This is a genomic window from Bacillus sp. 22-7 (assembly GCF_010628845.1).
GTDB classification, from domain to species: domain Bacteria; phylum Bacillota; class Bacilli; order Bacillales; family Cytobacillaceae; genus Cytobacillus; species Cytobacillus firmus_B.
Map to the genome: position 1 here is coordinate 140,514 of NZ_NJQY01000021.1, position 14,710 is coordinate 155,223.

A 14,710-nucleotide genomic window follows, 5' to 3' on the forward strand; every position below is an offset into this window, starting at 1 on the left:
TATCTTATGCTTCCTTTTTTAACGCTGGCTCTTCATCTGCTTCCCAGCATTCCACATTCTTGAGACCCTCGATATTGGAAACAGAAAACACTGGATTTTTTCCTGCTTGTTTCTGCTTCCGATAATCATTTAGAGCAGAAAAAGCGATTTTCCCCAACAAAGCTATCGCAACCAGGTTAATTACAGCCATAATGCCCATAAAGACATCAGCCAGGCTCCAAACTGTGTCAAGTGGAGCCATAGAACCAAACGCTACCATTCCAATTACGGCAAGACGGTATAGGTTTATCCAACCTTTTCCTGACTTTATAAATGAAATGTTTGATTCACCATAGTAGTAATTGCCGACAATTGAACTAAATGCGAACATCAAAATAAGAATGGCGATAAAAATCGCTGCCCATGGCCCGATTTCGGCATTTAAAGCGGATTGAGTCAGAACGATGCCGTTAGATTCACCGGATGTATAAACACCCGATAATAAAATGATAAATGCGGTACAGCTGCATATGACCAGTGTATCAACGAATACCCCAAGTGACTGGATGAGGCCCTGCTTTACAGGATGGCTTACATCTGCAGTGGCCGCAGCATTCGGGGCACTTCCCATGCCGGCTTCGTTTGAAAAGAGGCCCCTTTTGATTCCCAGCATCATGGCCGCTCCGACTCCGCCGCCAACCGCTTCATTTAATCCGAAAGCATTCTGGAAAATAAGGGAGAATACTTGAGGAAGCTCTCCAAAATTTTTGGCCATCACGTAAGCAGCTAAAAGGATGTACATACCAGCCATGGGGGGTACCATCCATTCAGCTGCTTTGGCAATACGTTTAATCCCGCCGAAAATGATGAAGGCTGTAAAGGCTGTAATCCCAAGACCTGTCCAATTCATATCAAAACCAAACGCATGATGAAACGCATTAGTAATCGTATTTGCTTGAACGGAGTTAAAAGCAAGTCCGAATGTGACACTGATCATAATTGCAAATAGAACGCCCATCCAGCGGGCATTCAATGCTTTTTCCATATAATAAGCCGGACCGCCTCGGAATGTCCCTGTTTTTTTATCTTTTACCTTATAAATTTGGGCTAATGTCGATTCAACAAAGGCGGATGCGGACCCGATAAGGGCAATTAACCACATCCAAAAAACCGCTCCAGGCCCGCCGAGGGAAATCGCTATGGCCACACCTGCGAGATTGCCTGTGCCTACACGGGAAGCAGTGCTGATACAAAATGCCTGGAAGGATGAGATACCTTTCTTACTTACCGCCCCTTCACCCAAGAGCCGGAACATTTCACCGATCATGCGAAATTGGACAAACTTCGTCCGGACAGTAAAATAAAGCCCGAGACCGATCAGCATGATAATGAGCACATAACTCCAAAGAAAATTGCTAAAGTCCGCAGTCAGCCAGTTGATTAGTTCCTTCATAAATTTAATCCACCTATTTTCCTTTAATAATAACGAATATATTTTATCCAAATATAATAATTGCTTCATTGTCATAAGAAGCAGCAAACTGTTAGGCGCACCCCAAGACTTTAGAAAAACAGTTGGATGCTAAATGATCCGTTTTAGAAAATGCTTAAATCCCAGTTTTCTGCCATATGTCTTAATAACATGACGCCAGCTAGACTATTTCCGTATTCATCGATAGCCGGACCGTAAATCCCAATGCCGCATCCATCCTGAAACGGTACTTCGTGCCGATTCCTTGGAGGGACCAGTGCCATTATGCCTCCGGAAACGCCGCTCTTTGCAGGTATTCCGACGAAAGCGGCAAATTTGCCTGAAGAATTGTACATTCCACACGTGAGCATTAAGCTTTTGGTTAATCGGGCCACTTCTTTAGGAATCAGTTGTTCTTTGCGGATGGGATGGCAGCCGTCATGTGCCAGAATTAACCCGATCATTGCGATGTCTTCTGTGTTTACCTCGATGGAGCATTGCTTTAAGTAAACCTCTAAAGCTTCCTCGACCTCTAATTCTAAAAAACCCGTTTCTTTTAAATAATAGGCTAACGCCCGATTTCGATGAGCTGTTTTCCATTCGGATTGAAATACTTCTTCATTAATTGCCGGCCGTTTTCCCAGCATGTTTTCCAGTAATTTAAATAAAAATTCTATTTTATTTTGCGGCGAATCCCCGGGCAGAAGGGAGGATACCGTAATGGCTCCAGCATTAATCATGGGATTAAAAGGCTTTCCCGGTTTGTGCATTTCTAAGCGGATAATTGAGTTGAAGGGGTCTCCAGTCGGTTCAACATCTACTCTTTCTAATACATAGGAAATACCGCGGCCCATGCATGCAGCCATAAAACTAATTACTTTTGAGATACTCTGTAATGTAAAAAAGACATTCCAATCTCCAAATTTTATAACCGTTCCATCAGGGCCGATGATGCAAATGCCCAACTCCGACGGATTGGTCTTTGCCAGAGCAGGTATATAGGCTGCACATTTTCCTTCAGCTGCAAAAGAACGGTAATAAGCGACCCATTCATTGAGGCCATTCATCTGCAGATTGCCTGGAGGATGGGTTTCCTTATTCATTATCATTTCGAACATCAGGGTTTATCCTCTCTTTCTATCTTTTTTGTTCCGATGAAAAGGATGTGGAAGAGCAATGACATGTAATAATCTATCTATTTTTTGCTGGTATATGAATGGCCGTAGCCGCTCTGGCTTTACATTAACTATGGAAAACCAGATTTTTTTTAGTGTTCTGATAATTTATAATCTTTGGAAACGCTTCCACCTTTGTACTGATTATGTTATATCCCAAACTACAGAATCAGACCATAATGACTGGATCTCCTCCTTTCAAGCCCATATCGCCAGTTTTTTCTTTTATTTCATCTTTTCATGTCTCGTTTATGCTGCAAAAATCAGCCGTTTTTACAATCGGCCTCTGATCATCGGATTACTGGGCATTCCAATTGAAGTCTTGGCCGACTTGGCGGAGCTGATCGCGCAATATTTTATATTGGGAACAACTATAACAGCAGCTGCGCTTAATGGAATTATGGTCATCGCGATGTCGCACAGCTTTATTGTTATCAGCTTTTTCAATATGCTGAGCTTGTATGAGGCACAGTCTAGGGAAAGGGAGATCCGGAAGCAGAATGAACAATTGCTGATGCTCATATCCAATCTCTATGAGGAATCGGTCTATTTAAAAAAGACACTGAAAAATACTGAGAATATCACGAAAAAATCGTATGATTTATACAAAAGTTTAAGCGGCTGGATTGATAAACAGGTTTCTGTCCCGGTTGGGGAATACCGCCAAAAAGCTTTGGAAATCGCTGGTGAAGTACATGAAGTGAAAAAAGATAACCAGCGTATTTTTTCTGGCCTTTCAAAACTCATTTCGGATAAAAGCATCGCCGATTATATGGACGTACATGAACTGGTGAATATCATCGTGCGGGCAAATGAGAAATATGCTGATTTATTAGGAAAAGACATTCTTTTCGTGAAAACGATTAAACAGGCGCATCCTCATTACCATGTTTTCACCGTCCTATCGATTATTAATAATGTCGTCGCAAACGCGGCGGAAGCGATTGAAAATAAGGGAAGGATCACTATTAGTATCGACAGGCATGGTCATTCGGTTGAATTCAGGATTTGCGATGATGGCCCAGGGATTTCGCCTAAGCAAAAAGCTTTATTATTCATGCCGGGATTTACAACCAAATATGATGATGCCGGCAACCCATCAACCGGGATTGGGCTCTCCTATGTAAAGGAAATTGTCGAACAGCTTGATGGGGACATTACTTTCCATGAAGGGCCAGAAGGAAGAGGGCTAATTTTTATTATCCGCTTACCAGTTATTCAATTAGTTGATAAAGGGTGATTGTGATGCTTTTTTATATAACAGACGATGATGAAGCAGTTCGGTCAATGCTCTCCCAAATCATTGAAGATGAGGATCTTGGCGAGGTAGCCGGGGAAGCTGAAGACGGAGCATTGCTGAATGGGCCGATGCTGTCATTGAAAAACGTCGATATTTTATTAATTGATTTGTTAATGCCGATTCGGGACGGAATAGAGACGATACTTCAAATTAAGCCGGCATTCAAGGGGAAAATAATCATGATTTCACAAGTGGAATCAAAAGAATTAATAGGTGAAGCCTATGCACTTGGCATTGAATACTATATAACAAAACCGATTAACAGGATCGAGGTCATTACTGTCATCAGGAAGGTGATCGAGCGTATTCGATTAGAAAGGTCGATTCAAGATATTCAAAAATCACTGCATAATGTGTTGTCTTTCGATCAAGTTAAGGAGCGGAATAACCCGCCGCATAACAAAAAAAATATAAGAACTTCCGGTCAGTTTCTTTTGTCCGAACTGGGAATAGCGGGTGAAAACGGGAGTAAAGATTTATTGGATATGCTGGATTATTTAAATCAATATGAACAGGATCATATGCTTGAAAAAGGATTTCCACCCCTAAAAGAGATCTTTCTGAACATTGCTAAACGAAAACTTGGCGCATCATACACAGAGCAGGAATTAAAAAAAGAAATTAAAGCATCTGAACAACGGGTGCGCAGAGCGATTTACCAATCCTTAAATCATTTGGCTTCACTTGGTCTTACAGATTTTTCAAATCTGAAGTTTGAAAGCTACGCCTCCAAATTCTTTGATTTTACAAGTGTCAGGCAAAAGATGACAGATCTAAAGCATGAATCAAAACCATCACACTCCCCAACTCGAATCAATACAAAAAGATATATTCAAGTTCTTTTTTTTGAAGCAAAACTTCTATATTTGGAGCCGCATTAAGGACCCTTTCAGAAACAGGAAAAGCTCTGGCAGCAGGGTGGCCGGCATGAACCAGAAACCCCCGTTCGATTTAGCGGACGGGGGTTTCGAAGTTTATTTTAAAACTGTTTTTGAATTTTTAATAGGTTTCTCAATCATAAGCGCAGTCCGGGCAGCAGTCATCCATTCATTCCTCCAGGACCTTATACTTCTCCTTTAATGACTCCGGTGCCATTTTCACCATTTGCTGAAGGACAAAAGATGTAATCACAATATCATCCGTAAAGCCGAAAATCGACAGGAAGTCTGGCACAAGGTCGAGCGGCAGAAGGATATAAAGAAGTCCGGCCGCAACAGGAAAGAGCTTTTTGCCGGCTGATACCTCCCGTGATAGAAAGTAATCCCTCAGGAAGGGCAGGAACTTCCAAAATTTAAATACAAATTTGATGCGTTTGAGAAACTTCATTTCGTTCACCTTTTTCTAGTTCATTCGCTGAATGGAAGCTGCCACCTGAATGCGCGGCGGGTTTTTTACCTCAAGTGTGGCAGCTGATAGATAGCTTGTTTCAAGTATGCTTCAAAAAGTAAATAGAATTAGCCACTTTTGCAAAGTGTTCAATTAGGTATGAATCTCCTCTTTTAATTATTTATATAGGGTAAGAGGGGATATGTTACACTCGTTTTTTTCTCCTTAGGATTGGTTATCGAATAATCGTGATTTTATCCAGATCGGCGCTTTTGACGCCTTCGTTAAAAATTAATCTTGTTTTAAATTGAAAAATCCGGTCTGGTGCAGAGCAGGGAATGTCTTCAGGCAGCTGGAAGTTAAAGTCCATTTTGTTGGTTTCTTCTGATTCAATGACTTTGGTGGACAGAATGGTCGCTGTCCCGATCACTTCCTCTTTCTCATCCTCAGGCGATGTCATGACCAGATCACACTCAATCCGCTTGATCTGCTGCTCAATGGTTCCTCCTTCAATCAGGAAGATTCCGCTCACATTTTCCCCAGGTGAATATTGTAGCTTTGGCAGCTGCAGATCAATTTTCGCAGAGCCTATTCCAAGCATTGACATGTATTTTCGTAAAATCAACAAAGATCTCTCCTCTAATTTTATATAGGGGGGAGCTGCTCGCTCACACCACAGTTTTGCTGTTTCCTTCTATACGTGCTAATCATGATAAAGTTTCAGGCAATTTTCCTTCTACCTATTCCTCCATTTTATAAAGTCAAACGTTCTGCGGTGCGGGCTCGTATATAAAAAGGGCCTTTACCGCGGTGGTAAAGGCCCATAAATAAAGACCTCTACCAGATTTGGTAAAGGTCTTGCTAACAATTGTTTAGATTGCCAACAAAGCCGAGAGCAACTGCTCCGTAATGACGACTCTGCTGTAAAAGCTACTCCCCTTTAGGAGAAACTATTCAATTTATAGGTACATCATATTGGATATTTCCTATTTTGTCAATAATTCAAAATAGTTTAGTTTTCCGAAATAAATACCAACATAATTTTTAAATAATTTGTTATAATCAGAATTAACTATTTTAACACTTTAATACAGAGGTGAACTCCATGAATTTTGATTTCCAAAACCACCCATATCCATCCCAGCGAACGACCGTCATGGCAAACAACGGCATGGTCGCAACGTCTCAGCCGCTGGCGGCACAGGCTGGACTAGATATCATGAAAAAAGGCGGAAATGCCATAGATGCAGCGATCGCTACAGCGGCTGCTCTTACAGTCGTTGAACCGACCTCCAACGGAATCGGCGGCGACGCATTTGCCCTCGTCTGGACGAAAGGGGAACTGCATGGCTTGAATGCAAGCGGCCCTGCTCCAAAGTCCATTAGCATAGAAGCTCTAAAGGAAAGAGGCTTTGAAAAAATGCCGACACACGGCTGGATGCCGGTTACGGTGCCTGGTGCTCCATCCGCATGGGCTGAGCTTTCCAAGCGATTCGGCAGGCTTCCGTTAAAAGAAGTCCTTCAGCCCGCTATTGATTATGCGGAAAAAGGCTATCCGCTAACACCGATCCTCGGCAAGTACTGGCAGTATGCGTATAAAAAGTTCAAACAGATTTTGACGGACGACGAATTCCAGCATTGGTTTGAAACCTTTGCTCCGGATGGACGGGCTCCTGAAATTGGCGAGATCTGGCGTTCTGAGGGACATGCTGCCACTTTAAGAGCCATTGGCGAAACAGACGGCGAGAGCTTTTACCGCGGTGAGATCGCTGATAAAATCGATGCTTTTTCAAAAAAATACAATGCCTTTTTATCAAAAGAAGACCTTGCAGATTACAAGGCGGAATGGGTGGACCCCATCAAAGTTAACTATCGTGGCTATGATGTTTGGGAAATCCCGCCGAACGGCCAGGGGCTTGTGGCTCTTCTTGGTTTAAACATTGCTAAAGGCTTTGAATTTGGTGATAAAGAAACAGCGGATACCTATCACAAACAAATCGAAGCGATGAAGTTAGCTTTCACAGATGGCAAGGCATTTATTACAGATCCGGCTGAAATGAAAGTGACAGTTGAAGAATTGCTTTCAGAGGAGTACGGTGAATCCCGCCGAAGTGAGATTGGAGTGGAAGCAGTAACGCCTGAGCCATATCAGCCGCCGCGCGGAGGTACTGTGTATCTGGCAGCAGCTGACAGTGAAGGGAATATGGTTTCCTTCATCCAAAGCAATTATATGGGATTCGGCTCAGGGCTTGTCATTCCGGGAACGGGAATTGCCCTTCAGAATCGCGGACATGACTTCTCTCTTGATCCCGAGCACCATAATGCACTGAAGCCGGGCAAGAAAACATATCATACGATTATTCCTGGATTCCTGACAAAAGACGGAGAAGCGGTTGGACCGTTCGGTGTGATGGGCGGCTATATGCAGCCGCAGGGGCATATGCAGGTGGTCATGAATACAGTGGATTTCCATTTGAACCCGCAGGCTGCCCTTGATGCGCCAAGATGGCAGTGGATTGAAGGGAAAAAGGTCCAGGTGGAGCCTCATTTCCCTATTCACATTGCGCAGGCCCTGGTGCGCAAAGGACATCAAATCGAGGTAACCGTTGACACAGGCGGATTCGGCCGCGGCCAAATTATCTGGCGAGATCCAAAAACAGGCGTGCTTATGGGCGGAACAGAACCGAGAACTGACGGATCAATCGCCGCCTGGTAATAAAAAGTGAGGAAGCAGCACGCATATAAGAGTAAAATAACCATATAAAAGGTAAAGGGGAGCGGACCAGACAAAAGCCGCTCCTTCACCTGCTTTTTCCGGGGTGGAGTACTTTCAAATTAAAAGAGGTGATTGCATCATGAAGCAGGCTGACATCTTTATGGCTTTTTTCCGCGTTGGCATTCTGGGATATGGCGGCGGCCCGTCGTCGATTCCCCTTGTCCATAAAGAGGTTGTTGATAAATATAAATGGATGGATACGGATGAATTCGGCGATGTGCTGGCGCTGGGCAACGCACTTCCCGGTCCGATTGCCACAAAAATGGCCGGCTATATCGGCTATCGTGTTGGCGGCATTCTGGGCATGGTCACTGCACTTGCAGCAACAATGGTACCAACAATTGTCCTTATGATTATTCTTCTTACCGCATTAAATACATTCAAAGACCAGCCATGGGTAGCAGGCATGACAAAGGCAGTCGTTCCAGTTGTGGCCGTGATGCTGGCAACACTCACTTGGGACTTTGTTAAAAAGTCCTCGAAATCATCTCTGGGCTGGGGCTGGACACTCCTTTTTGTGGCCGTAAGCTTAATTCTTCTTGAATTCGTTAATATTCATCCTGCGATTATCATTTTTGTTTTGCTGACTGCGGCTCTCCTGAAAAAAGATAAAGCGGATAAAAATGAGGCAAAAAAGGAGAGGAATCTCGCATGATTTACGTTCAGATCTTCTTGGCATTTTTCATTCCGGGGATTCTAGGATACGGCGGGGGACCGGCATCCATTCCGCTGGTTGAGAATGAAGTGGTTGACCATTATGGCTGGCTCACAACAAATGAATTCAGTGAAATGCTGGCAATGGGCAATGCTCTGCCGGGACCGATTGCAACGAAAATGGCCGGCTATATTGGTTATGAACAGGGAGGAATCCTTGGAGCCATCGTGGGAGTCTTCGCCACTGTAGCTCCATCGCTGATTCTAATGATTGCCTTGCTCGGACTTCTTATGAAGTATAAGGAATCGCCGCGCGTCAAGCGCATGACTACTTATATCCGGCCGGTTATCGCGGTCCTGCTTGGCATCATGACGTATGACTTCTTTTTCTCTGCATACGAAGGTGCCGGCATCTGGCAGACCCTTTTCATCGGGCTGGTTAGCTTCTTTTTAATGGAAAGGCTTAAGGTTCATCCGGCTTATGTTATCGCTGGAGCGCTTGTATACGGAGGACTTGTTTTAGGATAGGGGGAAGGTTTTTATGACATTTTCCATCGTGGGATACGATCCGAAGGAAAAAGAATGGGGAATTGCGGTTCAATCGAAATTTCTTGGAGTCGGTGCAGTAGTACCTTTTGCTAAAGCAGGTATTGGAGCCGTTGCGACTCAGTCCTACGCCAATACTTCTTATGGACCGCGTGCATTGCAATTGATGGAAGAGGGAAAAACGGCCGAGGAAGCCCTTGAAATCATTACTAAAGATGATCCCGAAAAAGAGCTCCGCCAGGTCGGACTGCTGGATAGAATGGGAAACCCGGCAACGTTCACAGGGGAAGGCTGCTATGATTGGGCTGGAGGGATGACCGGACATCACTTTGCCGCGCAGGGCAATATCCTGGTGGATGAAAAAACGGTTGAGGCAATGGGCCAAACGTTTATCTCAACAGACGGCACTCTGGCTGAGCGCCTGCTTGCCGCCTTGAATGCAGGCCAGGCAGCTGGCGGTGACAGCCGGGGCCAGCAATCCGCAGCCCTTCTTGTAGTGAAAGAAGCTGGCGGATACGGAGGATTTAACGACCGCTACATCGACTTGCGGGTTGATGACCATCCGGAGCCGATTAACGAGCTGATTCGGATTTATCATCTGCAGCAGCTGTACTTTGCACCGTCAAAGGCTGAACGGGTTGCGGCCATTGAAGGTGAGGTAAAAGAGGAGCTTGTACTGGAATTAACTCGGCTCGATTATTTAAAGGCTGGTCAGAGTGATGAACAGCTATTGAAAGCATTAACGGCCTTTATTCATACCGAAAACTTCGAAGCCCGCGAGCAGGAAGCGGGAAAAATTGATTTGGATGTTTTGGCTTATATGAAAAAGCTGTGAAAACGGAGAGGGAGCTCTTCGTTTTTTCTTTGGGTTCAGAATAGATGTTAGATCAGGAAGTGACTATTTAATTTAAGCTTCCTTAACCTGCCAAATGTTTAAATCAACTGAAATAATGCCTTACTTCCCGATAAATGTTAGGATAGTATAGTTAAACGAATTTGGTAGGAGAGATTTAGAAGATGTCAACAGTAAAAGTAAGCAGAAACGAACCGTGCCCATGCGGAAGCGGAAAAAAATATAAAAAATGCTGCGGCAGCAGGGATGCTGTTTCGATAAAGGATGTATTGAATCACGAAGTTCTTGAGCTTCAAAAGGAAGCAAGGGTCTTTGCACTTACTCATTTTGCGGAAGATATGAAAGAGGATTTCAAAGATCTTTTGGAAATACTTGAAGACATTGAACCGCAGGAAAAAGAGTTCTATGAATTTGTGCACTCTTTCTGGTATGTTCTTTTTGGAACGTTGGAAGATATGGACTCCATCATGGATGAGTTCATTCATTCTAAGCTGCCAGCCGTCGCGCGCCCCCGCTTAAAAAACATTTTGAAGTCGTGGGAGGACAGCAAAGCAGCAGCTGGGAAATTAATTGAAGTGACTGAAAACAGAGCAGTTATCGAGGATTGTCTGACCGGAAAGGTTTACAATGTCTCCCTATTTGGTGATATGGAAGTTAGTGAAGGGAACTTTGCCTTTGCCATGCTGCTTCCTTATGGAGAAGAGTATGTGGCATTTCCTGCTATATTTGACCTGCCGGGAGATAATGCTGCACAGTTTGCAGATTACATCCAATATTCCTTCGAAGAATCCGGATATGAGAATCCGGAAGAATACATGGCTGAATTCCTCATTGACCTTATGAATGACACGCCAAAATCATTATCTGGTCCAAATATGGACAATTTCGACTGGCCTACCAAGGGTGCAGAGCAGGTTGCCAACATGTTCCGGGACGATATGATAAAAGCTGATGAAGAGCCATGGCTGATTGGCATGGGAATTTCACTTTGGATGGAGTACATCGAGAAAACCGGTAAACAGGTTAAAAAGCCTGATAACTATGTTGCCGGCCTGCGATACCTTGTAAGCACAATAGCTCCTGTAAAGGAAAATCTCACTCAGAAAGAATTCGGAGAGTTATACGGCATCAATGCCAACCGGGTTTCCACTTATTATGGCGAGATTTACGACGCAGTCGAGAAAACTATTGTTGAACTGATTGAATCGTCGAATTCATAAAATGGAGAGCATCGCTGCTCTCTGTTTTTATTTATGGGGAATGTTGGTCTGAGTCCGGACTTAGAGCCAACTTCGGACACAACCTTGGGAAAAAAGCGATCCTGAGTCCGAACCCAAGCCAAATTCGGACACAAACCTGGGAAAAAAGCGATCCTGAGTACGAACCCAAGCCAAATTCGGACACAATCCCGAGGAAAAAGTCATTCTGAGTCCGAACCCAGCCCAACTTCGGACACAAATCCCTGAAAAAAGCGATTCTGAGTCCGAACCCAGCCCAACTTCGGACACACCCCCTCGTAAAAAGCGAACCTGAGTCCGAACCCAAGCCAACTTCGGACACACCCCCTCGTAAAAAGCGAACCTGAGTCCGAACCTAAGCCAACTTCGGACACAATCCCGAGGAGAAAGTCATTCTGAGTCCGAACCCAGCCCAACTTCGGACACAAATCCCTGAAAAAAGCGATCCTGAGTCCGAACCTAAGCCAACTTCGGACACAATCCTGGGTAAAAAACGATCTTGAGTCCGAACCCAGTCCAACTTCGGACCCAACCCCCGATAATAAGCCGCCCAGCCCCCGAACGGAAACCAGTGTCCCTATCATCAAACTAACGACCTCGATTAACCCCGCATGCGGCATAAGTTGTCACCCCCCTCTCAAAGTGGTAATATTAATAAGAAATAATGTGAATTTTCATGGGAGGATTCTGCCGGGAAACAGCGAATTTATTACTACCTGTGCAATGATATTAACTATGAAATCAGATATGTCCGGCCCTGAATAAAGAGCTGTCATATCCAACATAAAGGAGCGTTTTTATGCTTGGGATTTTAAATAAAGTGTTTGATCAAAATAAACGCGAAATAAAGCGCCTCACCAAAATGGCAGAAGAAATCGATGCCCTTGCATCTGATATGGAGAAATTATCGGACGAGCAGCTGCGCGAGAAAACGGAAGAATTCAAAGCCCGCTATCAAAAGGGCGCAACTGTCGATGATCTGCTGACTGAAGCCTTTGCGGTTGTCCGTGAAGCAGCGAAGCGCGTTCTTGGCTTATATCCATATCCGGTTCAGTTAATGGGGGGGATTTCCCTTCATGATGGAAACATTTCCGAGATGAAAACGGGTGAAGGTAAAACCCTGACTGCAACTATGCCGGTTTACCTTAATGCCTTAACAGGAAAAGGCGTGCACGTTGTAACGGTCAACGAATACCTCGCAAGCCGTGATGCCACTGAAATGGGTCAGCTCTACGAATTCCTTGGCCTGACTGTTGGTCTTAATTTAAACGGACTTTCCAAAGAAGAAAAGCAGGCTGCATATGCGGCTGATATCACATACAGCACAAACAATGAGCTTGGGTTTGATTACCTTCGCGATAACATGGTTCTTTATAAAGAGCAGAAGGTACAGCGTCCTCTTCACTATGCTGTAATCGATGAGGTTGACTCCATTCTTATTGACGAAGCGCGTACACCGCTGATCATTTCCGGCTCAGCCCAGAAGTCTACACAGCTTTATATTCAGGCCAATGCGTTTGTCAGCCGCCTGAAAAAAGACGAAGATTTTACGTATGATGAAAAAACAAAAGGCGTGCAGCTGACTGAAGAAGGGATGACAAAAGCAGAGAAGGCTTTTGGAATCGATAACCTTTTCGACATTTCGCATGTTGCACTTAACCACCATATTACACAGGCGCTTAAGGCACATTCCAGCATGCACCTGGATGTCGATTATGTCGTTCAGGACGATGAAATCGTCATCGTTGACCAATTTACCGGCCGTCTGATGAAGGGCCGCCGATACAGCGATGGGCTTCACCAGGCGATCGAAGCGAAGGAAGGCCTTGAAATCCAGAACGAGAGCATGACCCTTGCAACTATTACATTCCAGAACTATTTCCGTATGTACGAAAAGCTTGCCGGTATGACTGGTACGGCGAAAACGGAAGAAGAGGAATTCCGAAATATCTACAATATGAACGTTGTGGTGATTCCGACAAACCGTCCGATCGCCCGTGATGACAGAGCAGATTTGATTTATGCTACAATGGATGGCAAATTCCGTGCTGTCGTAGAAGATATTGCCGAGCGTCATAAAAAAGGACAGCCTGTACTCGTCGGTACAGTGGCGATCGAAACATCTGAAATCATCTCTAAATACCTGAGCAAAAAAGGTGTTCCGCATAACGTCCTAAATGCGAAGAACCACGGCCGTGAAGCGGAAATTATCCTGGATGCCGGTAAGCAGGGTGCTGTAACGATTGCCACAAACATGGCAGGTCGCGGTACGGATATCAAGCTAGGTGAAGGTGTAAAGGAAATTGGCGGTCTTTGCGTTATTGGGACAGAGCGTCATGAAAGCAGACGTATTGATAACCAGCTCCGCGGACGTTCCGGACGTCAGGGAGACCCGGGTGTCACGCAATTCTACCTCTCCATGGAAGATGAATTGATGCGCCGTTTCGGTTCTGACAATATGAAATCGATGATGGAACGCCTTGGAATGGATGACACTCAGCCAATCCAGAGTAAAATGGTTTCAAGAGCTGTTGAATCTGCGCAAAAACGCGTTGAGGGCAACAACTTCGATGCCCGTAAGCAGCTTCTTTCTTACGACGATGTTCTTCGTCAGCAGCGTGAGATTCTTTACGGTCAGCGAAACGAAGTCCTGGAATCTGAGAACTTGAGAGAGATCGTTGAAAAAATGATCATGACCAGCATTCAGCGCAATGTGGAAGGTTATGCACCTGGACATGAAGATGAAGAAAACTGGAACCTGCAGGGTATCATTGACTATGTAAATGGCAACCTTCTTAATGAAGGTGACCTTACTGTAAATGACATCCGCGGCAAGGATGCGGAGGAAATTGCCGAAACCATTTTTGCCAAGGTTAAAGAACGCTATAATGAAAAAGAAGAAATGCTTAGTCCTGAACAAATGCGTGAATTTGAAAAAGTTATCGTGCTTCGTGCCGTTGACTCCAAGTGGATGGATCACATCGACGCAATGGATCAGCTTCGTCAGGGAATCCATCTGCGTGCGTATGGCCAGACAGATCCGCTCCGTGAGTACCAGGGAGAAGGCTTTGCCATGTTTGAAAACATGATTGCATCCATTGAAGAGGATGTAGCCAAGTACATCATGAAAGCTGAAATCCGCAACAACCTCGAGCGCCAGGAAGTGGCCAAAGGCCAGGCCGTCAACCCGAAAGAAGACGGCGAAAAGGTTAAGAAGAAACCTGTCGTTAAACAGATGGACGTTGGACGCAACGACCAATGCATCTGCGGCAGCGGCAAGAAATATAAAAACTGCTGTGGAGCAGAATAGAAAAGCGGAAGCGCCTTGCCCACGAAGGAACGCAGACTAAGAACACCACGTCCTGTGGCAACGTCTGCATGACCCGCATCCT

12 protein-coding genes are annotated in these 14,710 nt (G+C 44.7%); 8 read left to right on the forward strand and 4 right to left on the reverse strand.

Translation table 11 applies throughout. From position 1 onward, the window contains the following. Positions 1-4 precede the first annotated feature (4 nt). Together CE058_RS16535 and CE058_RS16540 are read right to left on the reverse strand one after the other, a co-directional pair. Entirely contained in the window at positions 5-1,432 is a 1,428-nt protein-coding gene (locus tag CE058_RS16535; RefSeq protein ID WP_163144161.1) for an alanine/glycine:cation symporter family protein, read from the reverse strand. 143 nt (positions 1,433-1,575) lie between these two features. Then, positions 1,576-2,553 (reverse strand): glutaminase, encoded by a 978-nt coding sequence (locus tag CE058_RS16540; protein WP_483297537.1) that lies wholly within the window; start codon positions 2,551-2,553, stop codon positions 1,576-1,578. Positions 2,554-2,626: 73 nt separating this feature from the next. Between CE058_RS16540 and CE058_RS16545 the strand changes: the two genes are divergently transcribed. Then, complete coding sequence (locus tag CE058_RS16545; protein WP_163144163.1) at positions 2,627-3,865, forward strand: ATP-binding protein; 1,239 nt, start codon at positions 2,627-2,629, stop codon at positions 3,863-3,865. 5 nt (positions 3,866-3,870) lie between these two features. Further along, on the forward strand, positions 3,871-4,806 hold the full coding sequence (locus tag CE058_RS16550) for a response regulator (protein ID WP_163144165.1): 936 nt from the start codon (positions 3,871-3,873) through the stop codon (positions 4,804-4,806). A 166-nt stretch (positions 4,807-4,972) separates the two neighbouring features. Here the strand turns inward: CE058_RS16550 and CE058_RS16555 are convergent, their stop codons facing one another. After that, positions 4,973-5,251 (reverse strand): YkvA family protein, encoded by a 279-nt coding sequence (locus CE058_RS16555; RefSeq protein ID WP_095243428.1) that lies wholly within the window; start codon positions 5,249-5,251, stop codon positions 4,973-4,975. A gap of 235 nt (positions 5,252-5,486) precedes the next feature. Then, positions 5,487-5,876 (reverse strand): sporulation protein, encoded by a 390-nt coding sequence (locus CE058_RS16560; protein WP_061792329.1) that lies wholly within the window; start codon positions 5,874-5,876, stop codon positions 5,487-5,489. Positions 5,877-6,356: 480 nt separating this feature from the next. Between CE058_RS16560 and CE058_RS16565 the strand changes: the two genes are divergently transcribed. The 6 genes from CE058_RS16565 to secA all read left to right on the forward strand — a co-directional run bounded on the left by CE058_RS16565 (position 6,357) and on the right by secA (position 14,628). After that, positions 6,357-7,967 carry a gamma-glutamyltransferase family protein gene (locus CE058_RS16565; RefSeq protein WP_163144167.1) on the forward strand — a complete coding sequence of 537 codons (1,611 nt, stop codon included), beginning with the start codon at positions 6,357-6,359 and terminating at the stop codon, positions 7,965-7,967. 139 nt (positions 7,968-8,106) lie between these two features. Continuing rightward, positions 8,107-8,682, forward strand: coding sequence for a chromate transporter (locus CE058_RS16570; RefSeq protein ID WP_163144169.1), 576 nt, complete (start codon positions 8,107-8,109; stop codon positions 8,680-8,682). After that, positions 8,679-9,209, forward strand: a complete 531-nt coding sequence (locus tag CE058_RS16575) for a chromate transporter (RefSeq protein WP_163144171.1) — start codon at positions 8,679-8,681, stop codon at positions 9,207-9,209. Before CE058_RS16570 ends, CE058_RS16575 begins: the two co-directional genes overlap by 4 nt. Positions 9,210-9,222: 13 nt before the next feature. Continuing rightward, positions 9,223-10,062, forward strand: a complete 840-nt coding sequence (locus CE058_RS16580) for a DUF1028 domain-containing protein (RefSeq protein WP_163144173.1) — start codon at positions 9,223-9,225, stop codon at positions 10,060-10,062. A 182-nt stretch (positions 10,063-10,244) separates the two neighbouring features. Then, complete coding sequence (locus tag CE058_RS16585) at positions 10,245-11,300, forward strand: YecA family protein (RefSeq protein ID WP_163144175.1); 1,056 nt, start codon at positions 10,245-10,247, stop codon at positions 11,298-11,300. 817 nt (positions 11,301-12,117) lie between these two features. Next, a complete protein-coding gene (secA, locus tag CE058_RS16590) occupies positions 12,118-14,628 on the forward strand; it encodes a preprotein translocase subunit SecA (RefSeq protein WP_163144177.1) in 2,511 nt (836 codons plus the stop codon). Positions 14,629-14,710: the final 82 nt, after the last annotated feature.